Here is a 26498-nt window from a genome sequence, read left to right on the forward strand (position 1 = left end):
GGCGGCCCCACCTAGCCGCGCAGGTAGCCGTTGTCGGCCAGGGTCGCCAGGGAGATGCCGCCCTGGTGGCCGGGTTTGGCAGCGTCTTCACCCAGCACCAGGCGCTCCAGGTAGCGGGCTATCACGTCCACTTCCAGGTTCACCCGGCTGCCAGGCCGGTACTCGGCAAACACCGTCTCGGCCCAGGTCTGGGGAATGATGTTGAGCTCGAACTCGGCGCCGTTGACCGCGTTCACGGTGAGGCTGGTGCCATCGACACAGATGCTGCCCTTGTGGGCGATATATTTCGCCAGCCCGTCCGGTGCCCGCATCACGTAGCGATAGGAGCGGCCATCCGCGACCACGCTGACTATCTCGCCGACGCCATCGACATGACCGCTGACAATATGGCCGCCGAGACGGCTGGCAGGCGTCAATGCCTTTTCCAGGTTGACCCGGCTGCCGGGCTTGAGGCCACCGAGGGTAGTGAAGTCCAGGGTTTCCCGCGATACATCCGCCCAGTAGCCATCCCCCGGCAGCTCAGTGACCGTGAGGCAGACGCCATTGGTGGCGATGCTGTCGCCGAGGCCGACGTCGTCCAGCGGCAATTTGCCGCCCTGCACCCGCAGGCGCATGTCGCCGCCGGAAGGCTCAAGCGCGGCAATCGTGCCAACGGCCTGGATGATTCCTGTGAACATGCTGTAGTCCTGTGTTAGCGCCGGGGGACAGCGGTAAAGCGCCAGTCCTCACCCACCCTGCGCACATCGAGCAGTGTCAGCGGCACCTGTTCCGCCATGTGATTGAGCGGCAGCTCCAGCAATGGCCGGGCCAAACTCCCCAGCAGGGTGGGCGCCATGTATACGATCAATTCGTCCAACAGGCCCAACTGCAGCAGGGCCCCCGCCAAACGGGGGCCAGATTCTACCAGAATTTCGTTGCATTGCCGCCTGCCGAGCTCCATCAGCAGCGCCTGCAGGTCCAGGCCGTGATCAGCACGGGCCAGGGCCAGCAGCTCGGTGGTGGCGCCCGGCGGCGCCGCAGGTGGCGCGGTGTCGGCGCTGTGGCAGCAGAGCGTCGCCGCATCCGCGCTGAAGATGCGGGCGTCCGCGGGCGCCTGCAAGCGTGAATCCAGCACCACACGCAGGGGCTGGCAGGCGCTGGCGCGGGCGGCATCGGCAGGGTCCATGCCCAGCTCCGCGGCGCGCACCGTGAGGGCGCAGTTATCCGCCAGCACCGTGCCGGCACCGGTAAGGATGGCGCAGCTCATGGCCCGCAGCCGCTGCACATCCTGTCGTGCCGCGGGGCCGGTGATCCACTGGCTCTCGCCAGAGGCCATGGCGGTGCGCCCGTCCAGGGACATGGCCAGCTTGGCCCGTACCCTACCGTAGCCACGGCGCATGCGGGCAATAAAGCCCGGGATGACCTGTTCCGCCTCTGCGGCGAGCAGGCCACAGCTCACGTCCACCCCCGCCTCGCGCAGCCGCGCCAGGCCGCGACCGGCCACCTGCGGATTGGGGTCCTCCAGCGCAGCGACTACCCGGCGTATGCCGGCGGCGAGCAGGGCGTCGGCGCAGGGCCCGGTCTTGCCGTGGTGGCTGCAGGGTTCCAGGGTGACATAGGCGGTAGCGCCGCGGGCATCGCCGGCCGCCGCCAGCGCCTCGATCTCGGCGTGGTTGCCACCGGCCGGCTGGGTAAAACCCTCGCCGATGATATGGCCATCGCGCACCAGCACACAGCCGACGTGGGGATTGGGCATGGCGGAGTAGCGCCCGCGACGGGCCAGCTGCAAGGCCCGCGCCATCATCCGGGTGTCAAAGTGGGTGTCGGTCATTGCGGCTTCAGACAGCGCCGCTGGGCTCGCGCTTGGGCTCTGCTTCCAGGCGCTCGATGGCATCGCGAAACTCGGAGATATCCTGGAAGCTGCGATAGACCGAGGCAAAACGCACATAAGCCACCTGGTCCAGCTGCTTGAGGTGGTCCATTACCAGCTCCCCCAGCACCCGGGAACCCACTTCGCGCTCGCCGGTGGCGCGCAGGGCGTGCTTGATGTGATTGATGGTGGCCTCAATGTCCTCCACCGACACCGGCCGCTTCTCCAGCGCGCGCTGGAACCCCGCCCGCAGCTTGTTTTCATCGAAGGGTTCGCGGTTGCCGTTCTGCTTGATGACCCGCGGCATTACCAGTTCCGCCACCTCGTAGGTGGTGAAGCGTTCCTTGCAGCTCAGGCACTCGCGGCGGCGGCGGATCTGGTCGCCCTCGGCGACCAGCCGCGAGTCGATCACCTTGGTGTCATCGGCGGCACAAAAGGGGCAATGCATGGGAGGTTACCCTGTGGACAAGTGTCTGAAGCGTAACATATTTCCGGGCTGGGAAGGGCGATCCGGGCGGGAATCCAAACGCCGGGAGCGGCGGTCTCCAGCGCAGCCGTTAGCGCAGAGCCAGCGCCGACAGCTTCGGTATCAGCACCGCGGCGGCGATAATCGCGAGCAGGGCGCTGTGCAGGCGCAGTGTGCCTTCAACCTGGGCGAAACGAGCATCGCTACGGCGATCCTGCTGGGCAAAGCGAGCGTCCAAGGTCGCGTCCAGATAATCCTTGGTAACGAGGTTGTCTACGTAGAAACCGAATGCCTCTGCCACAAGCTCTGCCTGTACCTCCTCCTTCGCTACACCCACTTCTTTCAGCCGACGCGCGTCGCGCAAGGTGTCAAATTGCACTGAGGTCATAATAGTCCTCCTCCGGGGATTTACCAATTGTCCCGGAGACGACTCCCGTATGCATTAACCCACTGCGTCCATTTTCAATCGCCCGCCTCCGGGCACCCCCAACCTCCATCTTTGCTATGCTCTGCCCCTGCCATCAGGAGACAACCATGATCAAGCCCACGCTTCCACGCCTGCTCCGCCAGGCCACGCTCGCCACAGTCATCTGCGCGCTCGCTCTCCCCGCCACCAGCCTGGCGCAGAAAACCGCGCGCCCGGTGCTGCTGGGCAAACACTGGGTCGCTGTGACCGGCAAGCCCCAGGGCGCCACCGCCGGGGCGATGATGTTCCAGCAGGGCGGCAATGCCATCGACGCCGCGGCGGCCATGCTCGCAGTGACCTCGACCATGTGGGACGTACTCGGCTGGGGCGGCGAAACCCAGGCCCTGATCTACAACCCGCATACCGGCAAGGTCAAGGGCATCAACGCGCTGGGGGTGGCACCCACCGGCGCCACCCCGGAATTCTTCCGCGACCAGGGCATGCTCTACCCGCCGGAGTATGGGCCGTTGGCCGCGGTCACCCCGGGCACCCCGGGCGGGCTGATGGTGATGCTGGCGGAATTCGGCCGCCTCAGCCTGGCGCAGGTGCTGGCGCCGGCCATGGAAATGGCCCGGGGCTACCCCATCGAGGAAACCCAGGCCCGGTTTATCGAGAGCCGCCGCGACATCCTGCAGCAATGGCCGGACTCGCGACGGGTGTTCCTGCCCCACTACGACGCCGACACTCCCGAACAGCGCGCGGCGCCGGCGCCCGGGGAAATCTTCCGCCAGCCCGACCTGCTCGCGACCCTGGAAAAACTGGTGGCCACCGAGGCCGAGGCGCTGGCCGCGGGCAGCGACCGCAAGGCCGCGATCATGGCCGCCAACGACCGCTTCTACCGCGGCGACATCGCCGCCGAGATTGTCCGCGCCACCCGGGAACAGGGCGGACTGATTACCGCCGGGGACCTGGCCAACTGGGAGGTGATCATCGAGGAGCCGGTGAGCGTCAGCTACCGCGGCATCGATGTCTACAAGCTCACCACCTGGACCCAGGGGCCCGCCATGCTGCAGGCCCTGAACCTGCTGGAAGGGTTCGACCTCAGGGCCATGGGCTACAACAGCACCCGCTATATCCACACCCTGTACCAGGCCATGAACCTGGCCTTCGCCGATCGCGACTTCTACTACGGCGACCCCTACGTCGCGCCTGAGGAGCCCGTCGCAGGCCTGCTGTCGAAAAAGTACGCCGAGCAGCGGCGTCAGCTTATGCCCGCCGACCAGAATCTAACCGACCTCAAGCCCGGCGACCCCTACCCTTTCCAGGGCGGCAACAACCCTTTCGAAGCCTTGCGCCAGGCCTGGACCCCGATCCCGCCCGCCGCGGAGGCCGAGGGTGCGGAGGGCTTCCAGCAGGCCAGCACCATGAGCGCCGATGAGGCGTTTCTGGCGGGCACCACCTCCATCCAGGCCGCGGACGCCGAGGGCTGGGTGATTTCCGTGACCCCGTCGGGCGGCTGGATTCCCGCCTTTGTCGCGGGCAATACTGGTGTGGGCTTGAGCCAGCGCATGCAGAGTTTTGTGCTGGAGGAGGCGCTGAACCCCTACAACGTGGTGCAGCCCGGGCAGCGGCCGCGGGTGACCCTGACTCCGAGCATGGCATTGCAGGACGGCAAACCGCTAATGGCCTTTTCGGTGCAGGGCGGTGACACCCAGGACCAGAACCTGCTGCAGTTTTTCCTCAACATGGTCGAGTTCGACATGAACGTGCAGCAGGCGGCGGAGGCCCACAACATCCTCAGCTACCAGTTGCAGAGCTCCTTCGGTGCCCATCAGGCCCAGCCAGGCCGGCTGCAGGTGACGCCCCTGGTATCTCCGTTCACCCGCGCCGAACTGTCGCGCATGGGCTACGAGGTCGAGGTGGTGGAGCGCACCTACAATCCGACCACCGCAATCTGGTTTGACCGCGAGCACGGCACCCTGCATGGGGCTGCATCGGATTACGGCGACGACTACGGCATCGCCTGGTGAATGTGTAGGAGCCCGCTGGCCCAGGCCACCCTCTCTGGCCGCTGCCGCGGCCATTCACCTTGTGGCCCAGGCCACCCTCTCTGGCCGCTGCCGCGGCCATTCACCTTGTCCGCGGGCGATCACGCACAAAGTGCGCTGCTCCCACAGTGCCCGATCAAATTGATCACTTCTGACGTGGCTTCAACACCCACACCCGGGTGATCATCAGCCTCCATCCCCAACCGAGGCACCCGAACATGCCCAGATCGCAGGCCCTGCGCAAGGGGCGTTACTCCAGGGCGAATCTGATTTACGTCGTAACTACCGTATGCGCCCAACGCCGACCGCTGTTTGCCAGTTTCCACAATGCGCGCCTGTTGGTTCAGAGTCTGCGGGAAGCCGAGGTCTCGGCCACCACACTCTGCTTCGTTGTGATGCCGGACCATTTGCACTGGATGTTACAGCTGAAGGCGGGGGCGGAGCTGTCGGCGACAGTACGCTTCGTAAAAGCGACAACAACACGGAAACTGAGGGCACGCCGCCCCGGCATTGGGCCGGTGTGGCAGCGCGGTTTCCACGACCACGCCGTGCGACGTGAAGAAAGCCTGCGGGCGCTGGCGCGCTATATCATCGCCAACCCCCTGCGGGCAGGGCTGGCAAGCTCGCCGGCTGAGTACAGTTTCTGGGATTCCATTTGGTTGTGAACCATCGTAGGAGCCCGCTCTGCGGGCGATCGCGCAAGGACTGCGCTCCTACACCTGCTCCGAACCCGTAGGAGCCCGCTCTGCGGGCGATCGCGCAGGGACTGCGCTCCTACAGGAATCAGCTCAGCGGTAGACCGGAAACCGTGCGCAGATATCCAGCACCTTGCCCTTTACCTCGGCGATGGCTGCATCGGCATTGCCTCGCTCCAGCGCCTCCAGCACATCGCACATCCAGCCCGCCAGCTCGACGGTTTCCGCCTCGCCGAAGCCGCGGGTGGTGATGGCCGGGGTACCGACGCGCAGGCCGGAGGTAATGAATGGCGAGCGCGGGTCATTGGGGACCGCGTTCTTGTTCACGGTGATGTTGGCCAGGCCCAGGGCCTCGTCCGCATCCTTGCCGGTGTAGGGCTTGCCGATCAGGTCCACCAGCATCAGGTGGTTGTCGGTGCCGCCGGAGACAATATTGATGCCGCGCTCGATGAAGGTCCTGGCCATGGCCCGGGCGTTGGCCACCACCTGCTTCTGGTAGGCGACGAACTCCGGGCTGGCGGCCTCCTTGAAGCTGATTGCCTTGGCCGCAATCACGTGCATCAGCGGGCCGCCCTGGCCGCCCGGGAACACGGCGGACTGGAACTTCTTCTCCAGCACCTCATTGGCACGGGCCAGGATAATGCCGCCACGGGGGCCACGAAGGGTCTTGTGGGTAGTGGATGTCACCACATCGGCGTGCGGCACCGGGTTGGGGTAGACCCCCGCCGCCACCAGGCCGGCCACGTGGGCCATGTCCACCAGCAGATAGGCGCCCACCTTGTCGGCGATCTCGCGGAAACGCGCCCAGTCCATGACCCGTGAGTAGGCGGAGAAGCCCGCCACGATCATTTTCGGCTTGTGCTCCAGCGCCAGCGCTTCCACCTGATCGTAGTCGACTTCGCCGGTATCTCCCTTCAGGCCGTACTGGACGGCGTTGTACATCTTGCCGGAAAAGTTCGGCTTGGCGCCGTGGGTCAGGTGGCCGCCGTCCGCCAGGCTCATGCCCAGCACGGTATCGCCAGCGTTGCACAGGGCCTGGTAGACCGCGGAGTTGGCCTGGGAACCGGAGTGGGGCTGGACGTTGGCGTAGTCCGCGCCAAACAAGGCCTTGGCACGATCGATGGCCAGCTGCTCGGCCTTGTCGACAAACTCACAGCCCCCGTAATAGCGCTTGCCGGGGTAGCCTTCCGCGTATTTGTTGGTGAGCACCGTACCCTGGGCCTCCATGACCCGGGGGCTGGCGTAGTTTTCCGAGGCGATAAGCTCAATGTGCTCTTCCTGGCGACGCTCTTCCTCCTTGATGGCGGCAAAGATCTCGTCGTCGAAACCTGCAATGGTCATGCTCTGGTCAAACATCGGTGTCCCCTGGCTGGCGGGGGGCGCGAACGCCCGGGTGGGTAAAGCGGCGCATTTTACCCAAATTCACCTCGCCATATAAGTAGCGGGCCAGCGCTGCCCCAATCCTGTATTATTTCTGTCACCTTTATGACATACAGTGGTCGGCCTAACCTTGCCACAACGACACAGGATCTCCTGACAACCCATGAATATCAGCATTTTCGGCAGCGGCTACGTGGGCCTGGTACAGGCTGCAATTTTCGCGGATGTCGGCCACCGGGTCATCTGCATGGATATCGACGCCGCCCGGGTCGACCGCCTGCGGGACGGCGATGTCCCCTTCTTCGAGCCCGGCCTGTCCCAGCTGATCCGCAACGGCATCGCCAGCGGCCTGCTGTCCTTTACCACGGATGCCAAGGAAGCCGTGCAGGCCAGCGACTACCTGTTCATCTGCGTCGGCACCCCCGCGGGCAGCGATGGTTCCGCCGACATGAGCCATGTGCTGCAGGTGGCGACGTCGATCGCCCGCTACATGACCAGCCGCAAGGTGGTCATCACCAAGTCCACAGTGCCCGTGGGCACCGCCGACAAGGTGCGCCAGCACATCGTCGATGCGCTCGAGTCACAGGGCCGCAGCATTCCCATCGAAGTGGCCTCCAACCCCGAGTTCCTCAAGGAGGGCTCCGCGGTGGCGGACTGCCAGAGCCCCGACCGCATCATTATTGGCACCGAATCCGGCAAAGTACTGGAAGAACTCCGGCGCATGTACCAGGCGTTCAACCGCAACCACGAGAAGATCATGCACATGGATCCGCGCAGCGCGGAGATGACCAAGCTCGCAGCCAATGCCATGCTCGCCACCAAGATCAGTTTCATGAATGAAATGGCCACCATCGCCGAGGCGGTGAACGCGGACATCGAGCTGGTGCGCCGCGGCATGGGCGCGGACCCGCGCATCGGCTACCACTTCATCTACCCCGGCTGTGGCTACGGCGGCTCCTGCTTCCCCAAGGACGTGCGGGCCCTGAAACACCTGGCCGAGCAGCACGGCCATCGCGCCAACATTCTTACCTCGGTGCACGACACCAACCAGCGGCAGAAAAACAAGCTGGCGGAGCGGGTCATGGCGCGACTGGGCTCCGACCTGTCCGGCAAGACCATCGCCGTCTGGGGTCTTTCCTTCAAGCCCAATACCGACGACATGCGCGAGGCCCCCAGCCGCTATCTGCTGGAGGGGATCTGGTCCTACGGCGGCAAGGTCCAGGCCTTTGATCCCCAGGCCATGGGCGCCTGCCGGGAGATCTACGGCGAGCGCGACGACCTCGTTCTCTGCGAGCACAAGGAAGACGCCCTCAAGGGCGCCGACGCCCTGGTCATCTGCACCGAGTGGAAGGCCTTCTGGTCGCCGGACTTCGAACTGCTCAAGCGCGAACTGAGCCAGCCGGTGATTTTTGACGGTCGCAACCTCTACAACCCGGCGCAGATGGAAGAACTGGGCATCGAATACTACGGTATCGGCCGCGGCCGCTCCCTGGTGGCGGCGGCGTGAGTACAGCGGTAACCCTGGGCTGGCGGGAGTGGCTGGGCCTGCCCGATCTCGGCATTGACCGGATCAAGGCCAAGGTGGACACCGGCGCCCGCACCAGCGCCCTGCACGCCTTTTATGTCGAGCCCTTCGAGCGCGATGGCGAGCGCTGGGTCCGCTTCGGCATCCACCCGCGCCAGGGGGACACCACCCGGGCCGTGGACTGCGAGGCCAGGGTGCTGGACCAGCGCCAGGTCACCGATTCCGGCGGCCACCGGGAGACACGCTATGTTATCGTCACCACCGTCAGCCTCGGCTCAGAGAGCTTCGAGGCGGAAATGACGCTCACAGACCGGGAAACCATGCGCTTCCGGATGCTGCTGGGCCGCACCGCCATGCGCGGCCGCTGCCTGGTCGACCCGGGACGCTCCTACCTGCTGGGCAAGAAAGCACCCTGACAGAGAGAGGCACCAATGCCGGCTAACGGCAAGACGCTCGTGATTGGCGGCCAGGAGATCCTGCCCGGCGAACGCAAGGTGATCGACATCCCCGTCGCCCCCACCTACACCCATGACAACCTGTCCATCAGCCTCCAGGTCGTGCGCGGCAAGCGCCCAGGTCCAATCCTGTTCGTGTGCGCGGCGATCCACGGCGATGAGATCAACGGTGTAGAGATCATCCGCCGCCTGCTCAAGGACCCGCACCTTGAGCGCATCCGCGGCACCGTGATCGCCATCCCCATCGTCAACATCTACGGTTTCATCAACCACACCCGCTACCTGCCCGACGGCCGCGACCTGAACCGCTCCTTCCCCGGTTCCACCCGCGGCTCCCTCACCGGGCGCATTGCGCACACATTCCTGCAGGAAGTCGTGGTCAAGTGCAGCCACGGCATCGACCTCCACACCGGCGCCCGCCACCGCAGCAATTTCCCCCAGATCCGCGCCAACCTGGAAGACGCGCAGGTACTGGGCATGACCGAGGCCTTCGGCGCCCCCATCGCCATCGACGCCAAGCTCCGCGACGGCTCCCTGCGCCAGGCCGCCGGTGATCTCGGGGTGCCGGTGCTGCTGTACGAATCCTGCGAGGCCCTGCGGTTCGACGAGATCTACATCCGCGCCGGGGTCAAGGGCGTGCTCAACGTCATGCGCCATATCGGCATGCTGCGCCGCAGCCGCGCCCGGGTGAAGCCGCCCATCATCAGCCGCAGCACTCACTGGATCCGCGCCCCGGAGAGCGGCATCCTGCGGGTACTGGTGCCGCTGGGGGCGGAAGTGGACAAGGGTCAGACCATCGCCTTCATCGCCGACCCGATGGGTACCAGCGAAACCGACGTGGTCGCCGATAGCCACGGCATCGTGGTCGGGCGCACCAACCTGCCGCTGGCCTACGAGGGCGACGCCCTGTTCCACATCGCGGAGATCGGGTCGAAGGCGAACTGGGAGGTAGACGAGTTCCACGAGGCGCACGAGCCGGATGACTCGGAGCTGGATCCGGATGATCTGAGTTCGGCGCCGATTGCGGATTGACGGGGTGTTGATAGTGCTTCGGTCGAAGCACTGGTGGGGCTGTGGATAGTACTTCGATCTGGGCGCGGGGGCTGTGCATCAACATCGGCGGCACCTCAATGATAATCCTCGTAATTCACGATCTCGGCATCTCCATCCTCAAAGCGGAACGTCACGCGCCAGTTACCACTGACTCTCACTGACCAGATGCCGTTGCGATTTCCAGAGAGTTCGTGCAGCACAAGACCCGGCAAGTCCATGTCTTTGACGTCTACCGCCGCATTCAGCCTGCCAACAACAAGCCGAAGCCGCTTCGCATGAGCAGCCTGAATCCCTGCAGTGCTGCCAGTCTTAAAAATTTAGCCAAACCCTTGTGTTTGAAGCTCCGAATCATGCCCTGAATGCACCCTGTAACGTATCAGGTGTCAAAACCCACAAGACCTTCGATTCCCCCGGAGGTGGCGGTCCCTGCAGCCCTCCCGGGACTGTCCGAGACAGGACGTCGAGGAACACGCGCCCATGGAGAGCCCACCCCGCTTCACCGGGTGTGGCTTGAGCGGGTCCCGGGAGGGCTGCAGGGAGCGGCACCGGTACCCGAAAGGTGCTCCCGTCCGAAAACGGCCATGGCTCGGGAGTACAACTTGAACTACTAAACGGAGGTCAGCAGCCGCTGAAGCCGCGTCGTATTCCTGCTAGAATCCGCCCACATTTTCACCACCACAGGCACTATTCCCAGATGGCACAGTACGTCTACACCATGAATCGCGTCGGCAAGGTCGTGCCGCCGAAGAAGAAAATCCTCGAAGACATCTCCCTGTCGTTTTTCCCGGGCGCCAAGATCGGCGTGCTGGGTTTGAACGGCTCGGGCAAGTCCACCCTGCTGCGGATCATGGCAGGGATAGACACCGACATCCTCGGCGAGGCGCGGCCGCAGCCGGGGATCAAGATCGGTTATCTGCCGCAGGAGCCGCAGCTGAATCCGGACAAGGATGTGCGCGGCAATGTCGAGGAGGGTCTGCAGGACGCGATCGACGCGCTGGCGGGGCTGGACAAGGTCTATGCCGCCTATGCCGAGCCCGATGCGGACTTTGACGCCCTGGCGAAGGAGCAGGCGCGACTGGAGGACATCATCCAGGCCACGGACGCGCACAACCTGGAGCACAAGCTGGAGGTGGCGGCGGACGCACTGCGGCTGCCGCCCTGGGAAGCGGAAGTGAGCACCCTGTCGGGGGGTGAGCTGCGCCGGGTGGCGCTGTGCCGCCTGCTGCTGTCGGCGCCGGACATGCTGCTGCTTGACGAGCCCACCAACCACCTGGATGCCGAGAGCGTGGCCTGGCTGGAGAAGTTCCTGCACGATTTCCCGGGTACGGTGGTGGCGATCACGCACGACCGGTACTTCCTCGACAATGCCGCCGGCTGGATCCTGGAGCTGGATCGCGGCCGCGGCATCCCCTACGAGGGCAACTACTCAGACTGGCTGGAAGCCAAGGAAGCGCGCCTGGAGCAGGAAAAACGCACCGAGGCTTCGCACCAGAAGGCGATCAAGTCGGAGCTGGAGTGGGTGCGCAGCAATCCCAAGGGGCGCCAGGCCAAGAGCAAGGCCCGCCTGCAGCGTTTTGACGAGTTGCAGTCACAGGAGTTCCAGTCCCGCAACGAGACCAACGAAATCTACATCCCGCCGGGACCGCGACTGGGGGACAAGGTCATCGAGGTGCACCATCTGAAGAAGACCTTTGGCGACCGGCTGCTGTTTGACAATGTCAGCTTCACCGTGCCCAAGGGCAGTATCGTCGGCATCATCGGCGCCAACGGCATGGGCAAGTCGACTCTGTTCAAGATCCTGATGGGAAAAGAGCAGGCCGATGGCGGCGAGGTGGTGGTCGGTGAAACCGTGCAGCTGGGCTACGTCGACCAGTCCCGCGACGACCTCGACGGCAGCAAGACGGTCTGGGAGGAAGTCTCCGGCGGCCACGATATCATGCGTATCGGCAGCTACGAGGTGAACTCGCGCTCCTATGTGGGCCGCTTCAACTTCAAGGGCTCGGACCAGCAGAAGTTCGTCAAGGACCTGTCCGGCGGCGAGCGCAACCGTCTGCACCTGGCCAAGCTGCTGCAGCAGGGCGCCAATGTGCTGCTGCTGGACGAGCCGACCAACGACCTGGACGTGGAAACCCTGCGCGCACTGGAAGAAGCACTGCTCACCTTCCCGGGCAGCGCCATGGTCATCTCCCACGACCGCTGGTTCCTGGACCGCATCGCCACCCACATTCTCGCCTATGAAGACGATGGCAGCGTAATCTTCCACGAAGGCAACTTCAGCGACTACGAGGAAGACCGCAAGGCGCGCCTGGGTGCGGCGGCGGCGCAGCCCCACCGGGTGAAGTACCGCAAGCTGAAGACCTGAAGCCAATACTGTAGGAGCGCGGTCTCCGCGCGATCGACTTTGCGCCCGCAGACAAGGTGAATGGCCGCGCAGCGGCCAGAGAGGGTGGCCTGGGCCACAAGGTGAATGGCCGCGCAGCGGGCAGAGAATATCGCCCGCAGAGCGGGCTCCTACGTGGAATTGGCGGCGGGGCAGCGCTATGATGATGTCGATTTACAAATAACTGGAAGAGTAGACCCATGCCCGAATCGCGCAGCGAACATCAGGATTTCACCCATGTCCGCATCGACCTCCCGGTGGAAGTGCAGCAGGGTGGCAGTGTCTGGCACCAGCGCCTGGTCGAAATTTCCCTGGGCGGCGCCGCCACCGATCAACCCGATGTCTGGGATGCCCAGTACAACGAGCCCTTTACCCTGCTGATCGACACCGGCGCAAAGGAACCGCTGGAACTGCATGCCTGGCTGCAGAGTGTCGACAACATGCGCCTCGGGTTTACCGTCGAACATGTGGACCGTGAGAACATCGCGCCGTTGCTGGCCCTGTTGCAGGCCCACCTGGACAACCCGGATATCCTCGACGAGGAACTGCAGCGTCTGGAATAGCAAGGGGAGCGCAGCGCGCTCCCGGCCAGCGCGGAAAAACTACAGCAGCAAGAACGCAGCTGCTGCAGCGGCTGCAATCACCACCACTGCAGCAATCAGCAGCGGCAGCCTTGAACCGCTCGCCTTTGCACTACCAGCCCTTGCACCCCCCGCCGCGCTTTTGCCGTCCCTGGCGGGAGTACTGGCGGAGACGGGCGCATTGACGCTGGCCCGAAACACCAGGTTGACGTTGCCCAGGCGGATCTGGTCGCCGTCGCCGAGATAGGCGGTCAGGCGCTTCTCCCCATTGACGAAGATGCCGTTGGCCGACACCAGGTTGACCAGGCGCCAGCGACCACCCTGGTGGATCAGCTGGGCGTGGCGGGCGGAGACACTGGGCTCGTCCAGCATGATCTCGCAGCTGTCCTCGCGGCCGATTTCCCACACATCCGGGTCACCACTGCTGCCCGGCTCCAGCTCCATGACATCTGCCGCGGCGCCATCGCGCACGACGATCAGATGCGGCAGATCAGAGGAGCGCCCCACGTCCGCCGCGGATGCCTGCTCCACCGAATCCATGGACAGGAACTGGGTGTGCTCCCCGGTACCGCCTTCGGTCCAGCTGCCGGGGAGGTCGGGGCTGACCGGCGCGGGTCTGGGCGGTGACTCAGCAGGCGCGGGGCCGGCCGCAGCTGCGGGAGCCGGCTCGGGGGCTGGCGCCGGCGCGGCGTCGGGCTCAAGCGGCGCCACCACCGTGGCATCATCGCCGAGAGGGGCAACCACAGTCGCATCGCTATCGACGTCCGCCGACACAGGCCCGACCACCGCGAGCCGAAACCGGTATTTGTCAAACTGGACGTCGTCGCCGTTCTTGAGTTCCACCGTGCCGACCAGACGCAACCCGTTGACCAGGGTGCCATTGGCGGACCCCATGTCCTCCAGCAGCACCCGGGTGCCGTCGACACGCAACACTGCGTGGTTGCGGGAGACTCGCGGATCCGCAATGGTAATCTCGCAATCGTCAGTGCGCCCGACCCGCATCTCGCCGCTCAGGGCGTGCTCCGTGCCGTCCTGCGCCACCAGCGTGGCGCTGAATTCAGCCGTCATACCTCTAGCTCCTTCATGCCCCAACTGTGGGGCCAAATACAAACCATGCCGCCGCCGCGGACAGCGCCAGCAGGGCTACCAGTGTCAGTCTCACGATGCGCCTGCGCCGCTGCTTCGCCGGCAGTTCCAGCGCCACCCGACGCAGCCCGGCCATTTCATCCGCGGACATCATCTGGGTGGTCTCGGGCGACCTGGGGGCCACGCGCGCCCGCCTCGGTGCGGGCGCTGCGACCGCAGCCGCATCATCCGCCACCGGCAAGCCCGGCTGCACCAGCTCCGGCAAGCCGTGGTAGTCGCCGGTGCCGGGATCATACCGCCAGACCACGTTCGGCTCCAGCGGAGCGTCCGCTGCAGTACCGGATGCAACCGGGGAGCCACTGCCTGCCCACTGCACCAGAACAACGGTGACATTGTCGCGGCCACCATTCTGCACCGCCGCCTGCACCAGTTCGTGGCAGCGCTGCTCCAGGGGCTCCTGCCGGGCGAGGATTGCCGCCAGGCGGTCACAGTCAACAACGTCGCTGAGGCCGTCGCTGCAAAGCACCAGAGTGTCACCGGCCTTGAGCTGACCCCTGTTCTGGCCCACCCGCAGCTTGTCTTCATCCTGCAGGCCGATTGCCTGCACAATGACATTCTTGCGCGGATGGTTGCGTGCTTCGGCAAAAGTAATCTGCCCTTTTTCCAGCAGTGACTCCACATAGGAGTGATCGCGGGTCAGCAGCTTCAGCTGTCCATCCCAGAGATAGGCGCGGCTGTCCCCCACCCAGGCCAGCTCGTAGCGCGAGCCGTCAAACTGGGCCGCGACCACGGTGGTGGCCATCCCCGCCTTGCCGCGACCGGCGGCAACCGCGTCGCGCACCTCCAGGTTGGCGCTGCGAATGGCCCCCTCGAGATCGCCGATACGCTGCACGTCCCGCGCCAGTACTTCACAGGTCACCTGGCTGGCGACCTCGCCGGCCTGATGGCCGCCGACGCCATCGGCCACGACCATCAAGCCCAGCGCATCGTCGACAAAAAAAGCGTCTTCGTTGTGCTCGCGCCGGCCGACATCGGTATCGCCGCACGCCAGCCAGCGAGCGTCGGACTGTTGTTTCATAGGGCGCCCATCAGCTGCCTTGCCAGCACTGCGAATTGCTGCGGCACAAAGCGATTTTCATCCTCTACAGAGCCATACAGGGCATCGAGGCCCGACTTCAACCGCTCCGCATCACCCAGCGACAGGGACAGGGTCTCCACCGCCAGGAAGGCCTGCTCGGCGGCGGTGAAATGCCGGAAGCGCTCCGCGGCGGACTGGGCCAGTAGCTCCCGGCGCAGCTGCCGTTGTTGCTCGGGGCCGTAGCTGCCCTTGCTGAGACGCTCCACCAGCGGCTCCAGACGTGCATGCAGGGCCCGGGCGGCGCTCACCACCCGCTCCCGCGACTGCTGCGAGGCCTGGTGCAGGGCGTTGAGATCAGCGCGCAAGCCGGCGACGTCATCCGGGGACAGGGTCTCCAGCACCGCCAACAGCAGCACCAGGCTGGCGTCGTTGAGGCGCACTGCTCCCGGCGGCAGCCGGTCGGGCTCCGAAGACCAGCGCAGGTCATCCATGGGGTGATGGCAGGCATGGCACTGGAAGAACGACAGCTCCGGCACCAGGCTCTGCTGTGTGAACCACTCTTCCTGCAGCAGTTCCAGCGTGTGCATGCCGGTGACCGCAAGCCCCGCCAGCCACATGTTGACCGACGCTATGTACGGCTTGCGCTCGCGATAGTCGGCGTCTGCCTCGTAGTGCGCAGGCTGGTTGACGGTGAAAGTTTCCAGTTCAAAGGACAGTCGCGGGTGACCCGCGCCCATGATCTCATGGGTGGCAAACTTGTCCTTCGTGCCCAGGTGGCAGGACAGGCACAGCCGCGCCCGGGCCATGGGATCCTCGGTCGGGTACATGCCCTTCGCGAGGTTATCGGCATGGCTGGTGGTGGCCTCCGCGTGGGACTCCAGCCAGCGCCCACCGCCGCCGTGGCAGGCTTCGCAGCCGACGCCGTCGGAAATCTGGAAGCGGCGACCGCGGGCCTCCGCCGGCACGTTGTCCGCGTGGCAGTCCAGGCAGATTTTCGCGCCCTGGGCGCTGGGCAGGCCAAGCTTGTCGGCGATGGCCCCGGACTGCGCCGTCTGCAGGGTGCGGTAGGCACGGGAGTGATAATCCTGGCGCAGCCAGATCCGGTACTCATTGAGCCAGACATTGGACTCCGGATCGGCACTCACCTTGCCGTGACAGACACTGGTGGCACAGCTGGCCACACCCTCGTGAATGTCGGCTCCCTTCTCCGGCAACGGCTGGGCCTGGGCGATGCCCGCGGCAATCCCCAGCAGCAGCGCCAGTGCGGTCAGTTTTCTACGAACCATGGCTTGCCATCTTTGTCAGTGAAGAGTTTGCGCATTTCTTCCAGGTTGAACGGACGCGCGCCAATGCGGCCAAATACCGCCACCTGGCCTCCGGTCTCGTCCACGCCACGATCCCGCTCCAGGCCCCGGCTCAGGGACAGCGCCGGGGAACTGGTGGGGTAGCTGGCTATCAACTGCGGCGCGGGCTCCGGCGAGAAACCGTAGAACTTGGGCTGGCTGGAAGGTGAGAACAGCTGGACAACCTTGAGCCCGCCGGCACCGTCCGCGACATAGGCAAACAGGGAGGCGTTGGTGGCGCCGACCGCCACATCGTGGGCGTCGACCAGGCCTTCACTGAAGGTCTGCAGCAGGCGCATCTTATCCGGCCGGGTGATATCGACAATGGCCATGCCCTCCCGACCCGCTGCGACATAGGCGTAGGTGCGCGCCAGATGCAGGCGCCGCGCCTGGCCCAGGGGAATGGTGTTGTCTGCGACCAGTACCGGCGCCTCGGGGTTGGTGACGTCGATGGTCTTGAGGCCGTCGGCATCGGTGACGAACAGGTAGCGGAACTGCAGGGCCACGGAGTGGGCGCGGTTCAGCGGGACGATATCCACCAGCCGCGGCTGCAGGGGCTGGTTCAGGTTCAGCACCACCAGGCCGGCATCGGCGACGATGTAGGCATAGTAGCCCCCCAGCACCATATGGCGGGCGCCGTCGAGCACGCCGTTATCATTCCAGGTGAGGTCCCGTTCCAGGAAGTTGTTGCGCGGTTCACCGTCGGAGAGGGTGTTGACGTCGGTGAGTATCAGGCCCTCCTCCGCATCGGTGATCAGCACGTAGTTGTAGATCGGATGAAAGGGCTGCTCCAGGTTGATATCCCGCATCAGCTCACCCTCGTTGCGATCCGGGTGGATGGGCTGGTTGGTCGGCAACACGACACAGGTCGCATTGCTGCTGGGGATGCGGGTGTCGTGGCCCAGGGTGCTGAAGGGCGCGGTGATGACCCGCTGCGAAATACCCTTGTTGGCGATGCCGGCGATGTCGTACACGTGCATCCCTTTTTCGCCCTCGGCGACAAACAGATACTCGCCGCGATGCTGGACACAGGACGCCGGCCCGCTGCTGTGCGGGTAGCCGTGCAGCAGTTGCCGGTCGTTGGCCTGATGCTCGGCAAACCAGTCCGGATAGGCGTAGCGGTGCAGGTAGGAGCCGATGACCGCCTGGGGTTCATCCCACTCGGTTACCTGCACTCCGGTGACGTGCTCTTCGCCGCCGACCCAGGCGTAGTAACCGACCAGATTGACAAAGCCGGTGCCGTACATCAGCAGCTGCGCCATGATCGCGTTGTTGTCATTGTTCTTCGACAGGTGGCAGTCTTCGCAGTCCTTGGTCTCGGTCTTGCGCACGGTGTGGGCGAAGTGCGGATTGAACGCCTGCGAGCTGAAACCGCTGGCCGCAATGGGCGGCTGCTGGATGTAGATCTTCTCGCGGTTGGCGTTGGTGGAGGACAGCACCAGCGCGGAAGTGGAACGCACCGGCGCGATCTTGCCGCCCTTGGCGGCCTCGCGGCGACCCAGCAGGAACATCTGGTCCCTGGACACCTGCGGGTTGTAGGTCGCCCAGTTGCGCGAGTAGCCGCCCTCGTAGTGCTTGCGCTCGGTCTTGTAGTTGGCCTCGATGGGCAGGTGACAGCCGGCGCAGCTGGTGGTCCAGGACGTGTGGCAGGTATAGCACTCCATGTCCTCGTTGCTGTGGGCCAGGTTGTCGCTGTCGACGTCCAGACCGAAATCCTGCTCCGCCGTGTCCCTGCTCATGAGCTTGGCCCGGGCGGCCTTCTCGTTGTAGGCGGTATGGGCCGGATCCACCGTATCCTTCACCAGGCTCATCTCCCACTCCAGGTCGGGATCGAGCACCGAGCGCTGGATCAGGGTGTTGCCGCTCCATTCAAAACGCAGGCGTCCGTCCGGGTTGCGGATGGCGCCGAGGTCGGTGCCGCCGTCCAGGGCGGCGGGGCCGGAGGTGAACAGGTTGGGATAGGCCCTGGCAGAGCCGTGGCAGTCCTTGCAGTCGATCTCCACCGCCGCGGCCACTTCACCGTAGATGTGGCCGTTGCCGTGGTTGTCCTGGGCAAAGTGGCAGTCCACGCAGTGCATGCCCTTGTCCAGGTGGATGGAGGACATGTGCACGGCTTTCTTGAACTTGTCGGGATCGTCGTCCTCGACCACGTCCCCCTCCGCATCCAGCAGGTTGCCGGTGCGATCACGCTTGAATACGGCGCGGAAGTTCCAGCCATGGCCGTGGTAGTCGGCAAACTGGGTATCGGTCAGGGTCGGGTTGAGTTCTGACACCTTTTCCAGGAAGTCCACGTCCGCCCACTTGCCCCGCGGCGCGGCACCCTCGGGGTTGCGCTCCAGCACAGAGACCTGCTCTTCGTGGGTTGGGTACACCTGCTCCTCGGGCCACATGGACGGGGCGTCGGACTCGTAGTCCCACATGGTGTAGCCGAGGAAGCTGTTGACGAACATATTGGGCTGGTGCATGTGGCAGGACATGCACTGGGCGGTGGGGATGGCGCGGGTGAAGGCGTGCTTCAGCGGGTGCCCTTTGCGATCCTTGGAGATGGTCGGGTCCACGGTCTGCGACTTGCCGGTATGACCATACTGCGCGTACGGGCCCGAGTGGCGCGGGTCACGGTCGTTGGCGTAGATCACGTGGCAGGCCGCGCAGCCAGACTGGCGGTAATCCCCGGGCTGATCGTTGGTACCCATGAACCAGGTGTGGGGGTCATTCAGGCGGGTCTTGGTGATGTTGATGACCGGCACCGAAATCCGCGCGCCGGTACCGGGGCCGCGGTTGGACTGGCGGAAATCGGGCCGGCCGGGCTCCTCGAGCCGCTGCAGCTGGCCCAGGGCATTGGGCAGGCCTGTCTCGGGGAACAGGTTGGTGATGTTGCGGCCGCCGCGCTCGAACACGCGGAAGATGTCACCGGGCTTGATGGTCTCCCAAGCCGGCAACGGGTACAGGGCTGGCAGAATGCTGGCCATGGTCATTTCGGCGGTGGGTTGCACCGGGCCGGGGATCATCGCCGGCTCGCCCTCGCGGGTGTAGGCCTCGCCGAGGATATAGCGCTTGTAGGGCAGGATGCCATTGTTGTAGGCGGCGCCGCCCCAGAGCATGGCCGAGGTCGCCATCAGGCTGCGCTCCGCCGCCTCGATGATCGGCAGGTGGCAGGCGCCGCAGGCCTCGCGGGCAATGCGGTAATCCGAGGGATTGATGAAGCGGGTAAACTCCGGGCTCTCCCGGTTCAGCAGGGTATAGGTGCGCTCGGGGTTGGTGCTGGAGGGATAGTGCCAGGACTCCGGGTAGCGCGGCAGCACGTGGGCTTTTTCCATGACCGCCAGGTAGGCCGGATCTTCAACGCCGTCGCCACTGGTGCGGCGCACGTCGGCATCACCGCCGTGGCAGTCGGTGCAGCCCAGCTTGACCGCCGGGTTCGCGTGCATGGTTTTTTCGTCGGTCTCGGTATGGCAAGTGACGCAGCCCGCGGATTTCGCCTCCATCTGCTCATTGCTCTGGCTGGCCGGGGCCTTGGGCGCCGTCACATAGTTGCGCTCCACCGCCTCTTCGCCACTCGCCCCCAGGGCCAGGCTCACGGGTAGCGCCAGCAGCGCTGCCAGCAGACCCGCCGTCCAGCAGCGTATGGGGTTGCCGATGGATCCAGTGTGATCAGATGTGCTCATAACGGCCACTCAGAATGTCAGTATTACGTTGCACAAGAGGGAGTACGGGTCTTCATCGCCAAACAGGTCCTGGTAGCCCTGGCCGGACAGCAGCTGGGCATAGGACAGGCGCACCACCACGTTCTGGCTCATGAACGGGCGCCAGATCACCGCCGCGGACAGGTCAATGCCAATCTCGCTGTCGACATTGGCCTGTTGCCGCGCCACCTCCAGCACCTCGGTTTCCGCGAAGGCCAGGTAGTTGGCGTTAAAGGACAGGCGCAGCTCGGGCAGCAGGTCCATATCCACCCCGCCGCCGAGCAGGAGCACCCCCGGGTTGGTGAAGTTGGACTGGCCGTGCTCCTTGGAGGAGCGCAGGGAGTTCAGGACCCCGTTGCGCTGGGACAGGGCCACCCGGCCGCCACCGATCAGCGGCAGACCCTGCCGGATGTAGTAGCTGGTATCGGCGCCGGCGAACTGCGGATTCTCGAAGATGGCGTCGAAGCCGGTGCTCTTGCCATCGAAGGGGTCGTCGTCACCACTGGCATAGAGGAAGGACAGCCGGGCGCGGATCCAGTCGAAGTCCATGGACGGTTCCGCGGCGAAGAAGAAGGCCTCGATATCCGACTCACGACCGCTGAATACCGCGTCCTTCTCCTCGCCCAGGGCGACATAGAATGAGGTGGTCAAGTTCACGCGGCCGAAGTGGCCGTCGCCGTTGTAGCCGAGGTAGTAAACATCGTATTCCCGCAGCCGCTCCTCGCCGATCGACGCCGGGCGCTGGATGAAGTCGTTGGTGTCGTAGAACACCTCGTCTTCACGGTTGCGGTTGTAGATCAGGCTGGCCTGGGAGAAGAATCCCAGCCGCGGGAAGTCCTGCCAGTACAGGTTGGCAACGAACACGTCGTCGTCGCGCAGGCTCTCGCTGACGTCGTTGAGGCCGCTGTTGGTATCCTTTTCCATGCGCCGGAACCAGGCCAGGTTGTACTGGAACCGGTTGTTGTCGCGGGTGCCGAACAGGCGCACGCCGAAGGGCGCGTCCTGGAACAGGAAGCCGCGGAAGTCGCTGGAGAAGGGCTGGATCCCGACCCGTATCGAGTCGAAGTCGTAGCGGTCCGAGACGTCCCGCAGGTGTTTGTCGACAAACGCGGCCTGGATGCCGACATGGTTGTCGTTGCGGGTGCGACCCTCGCCGGGGTCAGCATTCACGCCGAGGATTTCATCGAGCTCGGTGTAGTTGTAGTTGAACACCGGGGTAAAGCGATATTCCCAGTCCGGCGGGCGGAACACGGTGTCGCCCTTGTAGTACACCAGTTCCACGGCCAGGTTCTGGTTGAACAGGTGCTGCTCGGTAGCTCCCAGCACATCCAGGGAACCCGGATCACCGGTGCTCTGGCCACCGACCGGGGTTGGCACCTCGCGCAGTTCCAGCACCGAATCGGAAATGGCGGTCACGTTGAAGAACCAGTCATCGTGGATGGGCTTGTCGCCCTTGATCGTGTTCTGGTTGTAGGGGTCCCACCAGTTGTCTTCGTAGCCAAGGCTGTCGACGATGCGCCAGCGGTCGGGAATGGGCACCAGCTCCACATACTGTTCGGCGGTGGGCCGCGGAATCGAGGAATAGCGGCGGGGCAGTACCGTGCGCGGGGCCGCCGCCACCGGCGTTTCGCGAAGCACCTCGCCGGTCTCTTCATCGACCGTGACTTCCCGGTAGGTACAGTCCCGGTTGGAGCCACCGGCGCGGCGCCGGGTGCTGCGGGCGCGGTCGCGGGGGTCCAGGTCATCGCAGTAGACCAGGTCGGGCTCCCGCTCCTGGGCCCAGGCGACGCCGGGGGACGCCGCGGCACCCAGCAACAGGACCAGGCCCAGGGCAGAGAAGCCCGCCAGAGCGGGCATGGTCAGTGCTGGATGGTTGGCCATGGCGCTCACTTCCCTGCACATACTTGCTGTGCGTCGCTGTTGATGAACGGCGTCTGCGGGCACTGGATGTAGCGCAGGCGCACTCCGCCAGGGGTGAGCTGGTCGGCGCGAATGTCCGGCGGCGCGTTGTTGATGCTGCCGCCCAGGGCTTCCCCGGCCTCGTGTACGCCGAGGAAGGAGATCATGTCGTCCTGCTCGATACCGTCCCCGGACACGCCGATGCCGCCGATGAGCGTGGACCCGCGGTATACCGGCACGCTGCCGGGGAAAATCTGGATGCCATTGGCTACCCGCGGCTGGGCCGACTCGGCGCAATTGGCGCCGACATCGGTGTCGCTCAGGCCCGCGACAAAGGCGATGTGGGCGATGATGTTGTTGAAGGACAGGTCCAGCTGCAGGCCGGTGGAGAATACGCTCCACTCGCTGCCGTAGGGCTTGCTGAAGGGACCGTGGGGATTGCCGATGATGCCGTCCGGGTAGAACGGACGCGACAGGTTGCCGCCGGAACGGTCGGCAAAGGCGGTGCCGTCGGTAAGTGCCTGGGGGCCGATAAACAGCTGGGCGGCATCCACATAGTCGCCGATGTTCACCGTCGCCCCGGGGCTCAGGTCCGGGTTCAGGTACTGGGCCGGGCTGGTGATGCCGCGCAGGAAGTCCGCCGCATCCCGGGAGGAGAACAGTACCGCGGTGCGGGCCTTCTGCAAGGACACATCGGCGCCGAACACCGGCCCGTCGCGGGTGCGCAGCATGCCGAGGATGGCGCCGCGGCTGTCGACCACCGACACGGTGACCCGTGCCGGGGTTCCCAACGGCCGGCGGATCTGGGCGCGGGCACGGTTGGCTATGCCAATCGCGCTGCTGAGGAGCTGGCGCACTTCCTCCGCGGTAAATGCCTGCTCGCCGAGTTCCGCGGCATCGGTGCCGGCTCGCGGCGGGTAGCGGTTGTTGTTGTCGCCGTCGACAAAGACGAAGGCATCCAGGTCGGGAAAATCGCTGGCCGGGCGCACACCGGACTCGGGCTGGCCAAAAGCCGTGCCGCGCCGTATCTGGCCATCGCTGTAGCCCCTCACCGCCAGCAATTCACCCGCGCCGGCGAGACCGGCGAAACCGGGGGCCTGGGCCGGGTCCACCGGCAGTTCCTCCAGAGCCACATCACTGAAGCGGAATACCTTGCCTTCCACCGTAATGCGCTCGGCGCGCCGGTCCGGCGGTGCGATGAAGCCGAAGGTGGCGGCCAGCGCAATTTGCTCGTCCAGGTCGACATCGCTGTCCAGCAGGTTCTTGTCGATGCTGTAGCGGCCGTCGGCGATTACACCGACCCCGCCCACGGGTGTGCCGTCCTTGTACAGGGGAAAGCCACCTGGGTCCGCCGCCAGACCCAGGGGCGAACGTCGCGGACCGACACCGAGAGCTGCGCCGCCGCGGGTGAAATCGGAGCAGGCCAGCTGGCTGAACTGGACGCCAAACAGAGGCCCCCCCGGCTGGTTGCGCTCGCCGGGATTGAAGTGCTCCTGCACGATCTGGTTCGCCGTGCGGGTGGTAAAGGCGTTGCCCTCGCTGGACAGATAGGCGCCGGTGATCGCCTTGGCGATCGCCGCCAGGGCATCACCACCCACCGCCACCGGCAACACCACCCCCTCCAGACCGGCGGTGATCTGTACCGGAAAGTCGGTTGCCAGCTCCACATCATTGCCGGCATCCACTCCTGCCATCCGGTATACCGCCAGTACGTTGCCGACCCGGTCGACCACCGCGATGGTGGCGGCGGCCCCGAGGGCCTCCGCCTGGTGTACACCCTGGGCCAGTATCCGGCGCACCTCATCCTCGGCAAGAAAGCTGCTGGCGCTGGCGCACTGGCCTTCGCAGGGCGCGTTGTCGGGGGCGCGATCCGGTGAACTACCCGCGCTGCTGCCACCACCGCCTCCGCCGCTGCAGGCGGCGATCAGGGTGACAGAAAAAACACAGATCAGCTGTCGCATCATGGCGCTCCCCCCTGCAGTAACGCGCTATCGCGCACCAGTCGGGACAGGCTGCCCCCGTCCGGATGGAAGGCGTGACAGCTGACGCAATCCAGAGTTGCCGCGCCCTTGTCGTCGGTGTGACAGGCAAGGCAATTGTCCTGATTGGGCATGAGAATATCCTCCGCCGCGTTCGACGTCGAGGCTTCGTGACAGGTCTCGCAGACCTGGTCCGGGTCGTCCGCGGCCTGGCTCTGGTGGCTGTGATGATCAAACCGGGCGTGGGGATACCAGTCGCCGGTGAGGCGAATGGGCTGCACAAACCAGCGGTCATTGATGTCGGCCAGCCCGGTCTCCAAAACCTCGTGACAGGTAATGCAGCCGGTATTGGCAAACTGGTATTCCGCTTCCTTGAGCGCCTCGGCGCGACCACAGTCGAGGCCGCTACCTTCGCAGCTGGCGGCGGAGTCACGCTTGCCGGGCACCCGCCGCGGCTTCTCCGCGGCGCGCTGGCGGCGCAGCTCCGGGTCGGTGAATTCGCGGATGAAGTGGGCTTCCATGGCGACGATCGCCGCCCGTAAATCGCCGTGGGGCAGCTCCAGCTCGGGCTCGAAAATGTCGAAGCTGAGCCCGTGGCAACTGCGGCAATGGGCGTCCATGGTAATCGGTTCGAAGTGCTCGCCGTCATCCTTCAGGGTGTGGCAACTGGCGCACTCCAGGGCAGCGCCGGTGCCCTCGTGCTGCACCTTGGCGGGATCCAGGTGCACCTCGTGAGTGAACTTGAGATTGGAGGCTTCCTGCAGTGGCTCGGCGCCCGGACGCACCCGGCGCACCTCCCAGCCGTGGGCCGCGCCGATACCCTGCGGTTCCAGCAGGGCCAGGCGGAAGGCGGGATGACCGGCATCGGTAAAGGCCGTCACCGCCTCCATGGGCGCCTTGCCCGCCACTTCCCAGGCACCCGGGCCGGCGTGGCAGTCCACGCACAGGCCCTGGTCGCGGCGCGAGATCATGGCCGGCTCATTGTGCTCGCGATGGCAGGAGGCACAGCGAACATCGGTAAAGGCGTGGGCATCGTGGACAGCGATATCGACGTGCTCGGTCATGCCGCGGTGGCAGTCGATGCAGGCTCCGTCCTGCACCATGACAAAGGGCTTCTGGTGGCAGGCCTGGCACTCCTGCGCAACCCCCGAAGCCTGGTGGGCCGACACCAGCGGACCGCTGGACCAGAGATTGTCGCTCGGCAGCGGCGTGCTGCGCAGGGTAGCGGCGACATCGCCGCGCCACAGCCCCGCGGCGGGTACGACCAGCCCCAGCAGGAGAACAGCCAGCGCCAGCAGCCAACTGGTCTTGCGGATGCTCCATGTGTGGCGTTCCAGACTGACATCACCGGCGAAGGTGCTGGCGGGTTTGCCCCGGGTTTGCAGCTGCAGGGCAAGATCAAATCCCTGGGGCGGGGTGATGACCTCCAGCGCATAGCCCGGCAACTCGAACGTGTCGCCCACCGCCAGCGGTGCCTTGCTGGTGGCGACACCATCGACTGTGATCACCGGGCGCCGTGCCGTGATACGCCCGGCACCACCACCGCTGGCCTCTATGGTGACATCGCCACCGACCCCCGGCAGGGGCAGCATGGCACCGGGCTCGCCACCCAGGGTGAGCTTGTCGCCCTGGTATTCCGTCTCCAGCGCTTCGCCGCTTGCGCGACCGGTCAGTTTGCGAACCAGGAAATACATCGGGCTACCAGTAGATGAAGACTGTGAGGATGTGGACTACCAGTGCCACCAGCAGCCCCACCGTCAAGGGAATATGAAAGTACAGCCAGATCTTCATCAGGCCTCGCAACTGGACCTCGCGTCGCAGCTGGTGCAACAGCACCTGGCGGCGGCCAAACAGGCCCAGCAGCTCATTGAGCACCTCCGCCTCGGACTGCTTGCGGGCATCGGGGATGCGTCCGGCCAGATGCCTGATCACCACCTCCTGCTCCGCGTTGGCCACGGCCTGGGCCTTCCGGGTGTCACTGCCCGGCACCGTCACCCGGGACCGGTCCCTGGCCAGCAGCTGCTGCCAGGCCGAGCCGCCGACGCGGGTCAATTCCAGGGCGCTGATCACCAGCGACTGCAGGTTGGCATCACAGCGCTGGGAAGTGTCGCGAATGCGGGCGTCGATTTTCGCCAACTCGTCCAGACGCCCGTCCTGGCCGCTCCCGGACTGGATGGTAGCGAGCCGCCCGGGCAGGTGCATATAGGCGTAGAGGCCGTAGAAGCCCGAGATGACCACCAGGCACATCAACACGTAGGCCAGAGTGTGGACATTCAAGCCGAACTGCAGCGCACAGTGCAGCGTCGCGACCACCAGCAGTACCGTGCCCAGATACACATGCGCGGACGCCCAGCCCTGCACCGTCCCGGCGGTGGATTTGTAGCTGCGCTTGCGCACGCCGAGCAGGCTCAGCCAGACGATCAGCAGGGCACCCACGGTCCCCAGCACATAGCCCTGCCAGGTGCCACCATTGGCCGGTTGCGCGGCGTTGCTGCCGCCCTGGGTCAGGTACAGGGCGACACTCAACAACAGCAGCGCCAGCCCCCATTTCAGGTAGCGGTACTGTTGCCAGCCAAGCAGACTCTCACGCAT

General features: G+C 65.3%; 21 protein-coding genes. 7 read left to right on the forward strand and 14 right to left on the reverse strand.

Going from position 1 to position 26498, the window contains the following annotated elements:
- Positions 1 to 11 precede the first annotated feature (11 nt).
- From RLO07_RS03480 to RLO07_RS03495, 4 genes are all read right to left on the reverse strand, one after another.
- Complete coding sequence (locus RLO07_RS03480; RefSeq protein ID WP_462290744.1) at positions 12 to 677, reverse strand: riboflavin synthase; 666 nt, start codon at positions 675 to 677, stop codon at positions 12 to 14.
- Positions 678 to 691: 14 nt separating this feature from the next.
- On the reverse strand, positions 692 to 1810 hold the full coding sequence (gene ribD, locus RLO07_RS03485) for a bifunctional diaminohydroxyphosphoribosylaminopyrimidine deaminase/5-amino-6-(5-phosphoribosylamino)uracil reductase RibD (protein ID WP_462290745.1): 1119 nt from the start codon (positions 1808 to 1810) through the stop codon (positions 692 to 694).
- Between the two features lie 7 nt (positions 1811 to 1817).
- On the reverse strand, positions 1818 to 2297 hold the full coding sequence (gene nrdR / locus RLO07_RS03490) for a transcriptional regulator NrdR (RefSeq protein WP_462290746.1): 480 nt from the start codon (positions 2295 to 2297) through the stop codon (positions 1818 to 1820).
- A 109-nt stretch (positions 2298 to 2406) separates the two neighbouring features.
- Positions 2407 to 2703: a hypothetical protein gene (locus RLO07_RS03495; RefSeq protein ID WP_462290747.1), complete on the reverse strand. Its 297-nt coding sequence runs from the start codon at positions 2701 to 2703 to the stop codon at positions 2407 to 2409.
- Between the two features lie 146 nt (positions 2704 to 2849).
- On the opposite strand from RLO07_RS03495, the gene RLO07_RS03500 reads away from it, so the two are divergent.
- Positions 2850 to 4751, forward strand: coding sequence for a gamma-glutamyltransferase family protein (locus tag RLO07_RS03500; RefSeq protein ID WP_462290748.1), 1902 nt, complete (start codon positions 2850 to 2852; stop codon positions 4749 to 4751).
- Positions 4752 to 4987: 236 nt separating this feature from the next.
- Positions 4988 to 5434: an REP-associated tyrosine transposase gene (locus tag RLO07_RS03505; protein WP_462290749.1), complete on the forward strand. Its 447-nt coding sequence runs from the start codon at positions 4988 to 4990 to the stop codon at positions 5432 to 5434.
- 123 nt (positions 5435 to 5557) lie between these two features.
- Here the strand turns inward: RLO07_RS03505 and glyA are convergent, their stop codons facing one another.
- Positions 5558 to 6820 (reverse strand): serine hydroxymethyltransferase, encoded by a 1263-nt coding sequence (glyA, locus tag RLO07_RS03510; RefSeq protein ID WP_462290750.1) that lies wholly within the window; start codon positions 6818 to 6820, stop codon positions 5558 to 5560.
- A 187-nt stretch (positions 6821 to 7007) separates the two neighbouring features.
- On the opposite strand from glyA, the gene RLO07_RS03515 reads away from it, so the two are divergent.
- Genes RLO07_RS03515 through RLO07_RS03525 form a run of 3 tightly spaced genes read left to right on the forward strand, consistent with a single transcriptional unit; the run spans position 7008 to position 9856 of the window.
- Positions 7008 to 8351 (forward strand): UDP-glucose dehydrogenase family protein, encoded by a 1344-nt coding sequence (locus tag RLO07_RS03515; protein ID WP_462290751.1) that lies wholly within the window; start codon positions 7008 to 7010, stop codon positions 8349 to 8351.
- Positions 8348 to 8785, forward strand: a complete 438-nt coding sequence (locus RLO07_RS03520) for an ATP-dependent zinc protease family protein (RefSeq protein WP_462290752.1) — start codon at positions 8348 to 8350, stop codon at positions 8783 to 8785. Before RLO07_RS03515 ends, RLO07_RS03520 begins: the two co-directional genes overlap by 4 nt.
- A 15-nt stretch (positions 8786 to 8800) precedes the next feature.
- Complete coding sequence (locus RLO07_RS03525) at positions 8801 to 9856, forward strand: succinylglutamate desuccinylase/aspartoacylase family protein (RefSeq protein WP_462290753.1); 1056 nt, start codon at positions 8801 to 8803, stop codon at positions 9854 to 9856.
- A gap of 95 nt (positions 9857 to 9951) precedes the next feature.
- Here the strand turns inward: RLO07_RS03525 and RLO07_RS03530 are convergent, their stop codons facing one another.
- Positions 9952 to 10194, reverse strand: coding sequence for a type II toxin-antitoxin system RelE/ParE family toxin (locus RLO07_RS03530; RefSeq protein ID WP_462290787.1), 243 nt, complete (start codon positions 10192 to 10194; stop codon positions 9952 to 9954).
- Positions 10195 to 10571: 377 nt separating this feature from the next.
- On the opposite strand from RLO07_RS03530, the gene ettA reads away from it, so the two are divergent.
- Both ettA and RLO07_RS03540 read left to right on the forward strand, forming a co-directional pair.
- Positions 10572 to 12239, forward strand: a complete 1668-nt coding sequence (gene ettA, locus RLO07_RS03535; protein WP_462290754.1) for an energy-dependent translational throttle protein EttA — start codon at positions 10572 to 10574, stop codon at positions 12237 to 12239.
- A 218-nt stretch (positions 12240 to 12457) separates the two neighbouring features.
- The gene (locus RLO07_RS03540) at positions 12458 to 12820 is read left to right on the forward strand and encodes a PilZ domain-containing protein (RefSeq protein WP_462290755.1); all 363 of its coding nucleotides are present in this window, start codon (positions 12458 to 12460) and stop codon (positions 12818 to 12820) included.
- 39 nt (positions 12821 to 12859) lie between these two features.
- Here RLO07_RS03540 and RLO07_RS03545 read toward each other — a convergent pair whose 3' ends face one another.
- Genes RLO07_RS03545 through RLO07_RS03580 form a run of 8 tightly spaced genes read right to left on the reverse strand, consistent with a single transcriptional unit; the run spans position 12860 to position 26498 of the window.
- Positions 12860 to 13906 (reverse strand): FHA domain-containing protein, encoded by a 1047-nt coding sequence (locus RLO07_RS03545; protein WP_462290756.1) that lies wholly within the window; start codon positions 13904 to 13906, stop codon positions 12860 to 12862.
- 13 nt (positions 13907 to 13919) lie between these two features.
- Entirely contained in the window at positions 13920 to 15002 is a 1083-nt protein-coding gene (locus RLO07_RS03550) for a PP2C family protein-serine/threonine phosphatase (RefSeq protein ID WP_462290757.1), read from the reverse strand.
- Positions 14999 to 16288: a multiheme c-type cytochrome gene (locus RLO07_RS03555; protein WP_462290758.1), complete on the reverse strand. Its 1290-nt coding sequence runs from the start codon at positions 16286 to 16288 to the stop codon at positions 14999 to 15001. The genes RLO07_RS03550 and RLO07_RS03555 overlap by 4 nt, the downstream gene beginning before the upstream one ends.
- Entirely contained in the window at positions 16270 to 20010 is a 3741-nt protein-coding gene (locus RLO07_RS03560) for a hypothetical protein (protein ID WP_462290759.1), read from the reverse strand. Before RLO07_RS03560 ends, RLO07_RS03555 begins: the two co-directional genes overlap by 19 nt.
- A 9-nt stretch (positions 20011 to 20019) precedes the next feature.
- Complete coding sequence (locus RLO07_RS03565; RefSeq protein ID WP_462290760.1) at positions 20020 to 21909, reverse strand: hypothetical protein; 1890 nt, start codon at positions 21907 to 21909, stop codon at positions 20020 to 20022.
- Positions 21910 to 21914: 5 nt separating this feature from the next.
- Positions 21915 to 23891, reverse strand: a complete 1977-nt coding sequence (locus tag RLO07_RS03570) for a heme-binding protein (RefSeq protein ID WP_462290761.1) — start codon at positions 23889 to 23891, stop codon at positions 21915 to 21917.
- Positions 23888 to 25600, reverse strand: coding sequence for a cytochrome c3 family protein (locus RLO07_RS03575; RefSeq protein WP_462290762.1), 1713 nt, complete (start codon positions 25598 to 25600; stop codon positions 23888 to 23890). Before RLO07_RS03575 ends, RLO07_RS03570 begins: the two co-directional genes overlap by 4 nt.
- 4 nt (positions 25601 to 25604) lie before the next feature.
- Entirely contained in the window at positions 25605 to 26498 is an 894-nt protein-coding gene (locus tag RLO07_RS03580; RefSeq protein ID WP_462290763.1) for a hypothetical protein, read from the reverse strand.

Origin of the sequence: Haliea sp. (assembly GCF_040221975.1) — a bacterium.
Classification (GTDB): domain Bacteria; phylum Pseudomonadota; class Gammaproteobacteria; order Pseudomonadales; family Halieaceae; genus Haliea.

Excerpts from the sequence above, each read along its gene's own strand:
- RLO07_RS03480 (WP_462290744.1), bottom strand. The coding sequence starts at position 677 with ATGTTCACAGGAATCATCCAGGCCGTTGGCACGATTGCCGCGCTTGAG.
- ribD (WP_462290745.1), bottom strand. The coding sequence starts at position 1,810 with ATGACCGACACCCACTTTGACACCCGGATGATGGCGCGGGCCTTGCAG.
- nrdR (WP_462290746.1), bottom strand. The coding sequence starts at position 2,297 with ATGCATTGCCCCTTTTGTGCCGCCGATGACACCAAGGTGATCGACTCG.
- RLO07_RS03495 (WP_462290747.1), bottom strand. The coding sequence starts at position 2,703 with ATGACCTCAGTGCAATTTGACACCTTGCGCGACGCGCGTCGGCTGAAA.
- RLO07_RS03500 (WP_462290748.1), top strand. The coding sequence starts at position 2,850 with ATGATCAAGCCCACGCTTCCACGCCTGCTCCGCCAGGCCACGCTCGCC.
- RLO07_RS03505 (WP_462290749.1), top strand. The coding sequence starts at position 4,988 with ATGCCCAGATCGCAGGCCCTGCGCAAGGGGCGTTACTCCAGGGCGAAT.
- glyA (WP_462290750.1), bottom strand. The coding sequence starts at position 6,820 with ATGTTTGACCAGAGCATGACCATTGCAGGTTTCGACGACGAGATCTTT.
- RLO07_RS03515 (WP_462290751.1), top strand. The coding sequence starts at position 7,008 with ATGAATATCAGCATTTTCGGCAGCGGCTACGTGGGCCTGGTACAGGCT.
- RLO07_RS03525 (WP_462290753.1), top strand. The coding sequence starts at position 8,801 with ATGCCGGCTAACGGCAAGACGCTCGTGATTGGCGGCCAGGAGATCCTG.
- ettA (WP_462290754.1), top strand. The coding sequence starts at position 10,572 with ATGGCACAGTACGTCTACACCATGAATCGCGTCGGCAAGGTCGTGCCG.
- RLO07_RS03540 (WP_462290755.1), top strand. The coding sequence starts at position 12,458 with ATGCCCGAATCGCGCAGCGAACATCAGGATTTCACCCATGTCCGCATC.
- RLO07_RS03545 (WP_462290756.1), bottom strand. The coding sequence starts at position 13,906 with ATGACGGCTGAATTCAGCGCCACGCTGGTGGCGCAGGACGGCACGGAG.
- RLO07_RS03550 (WP_462290757.1), bottom strand. The coding sequence starts at position 15,002 with ATGAAACAACAGTCCGACGCTCGCTGGCTGGCGTGCGGCGATACCGAT.
- RLO07_RS03555 (WP_462290758.1), bottom strand. The coding sequence starts at position 16,288 with ATGGTTCGTAGAAAACTGACCGCACTGGCGCTGCTGCTGGGGATTGCC.
- RLO07_RS03560 (WP_462290759.1), bottom strand. The coding sequence starts at position 20,010 with ATGAGCACATCTGATCACACTGGATCCATCGGCAACCCCATACGCTGC.
- RLO07_RS03565 (WP_462290760.1), bottom strand. The coding sequence starts at position 21,909 with ATGGCCAACCATCCAGCACTGACCATGCCCGCTCTGGCGGGCTTCTCT.
- RLO07_RS03570 (WP_462290761.1), bottom strand. The coding sequence starts at position 23,891 with ATGATGCGACAGCTGATCTGTGTTTTTTCTGTCACCCTGATCGCCGCC.
- RLO07_RS03575 (WP_462290762.1), bottom strand. The coding sequence starts at position 25,600 with ATGTATTTCCTGGTTCGCAAACTGACCGGTCGCGCAAGCGGCGAAGCG.
- RLO07_RS03580 (WP_462290763.1), bottom strand. The coding sequence starts at position 26,498 with ATGCGTGAGAGTCTGCTTGGCTGGCAACAGTACCGCTACCTGAAATGG.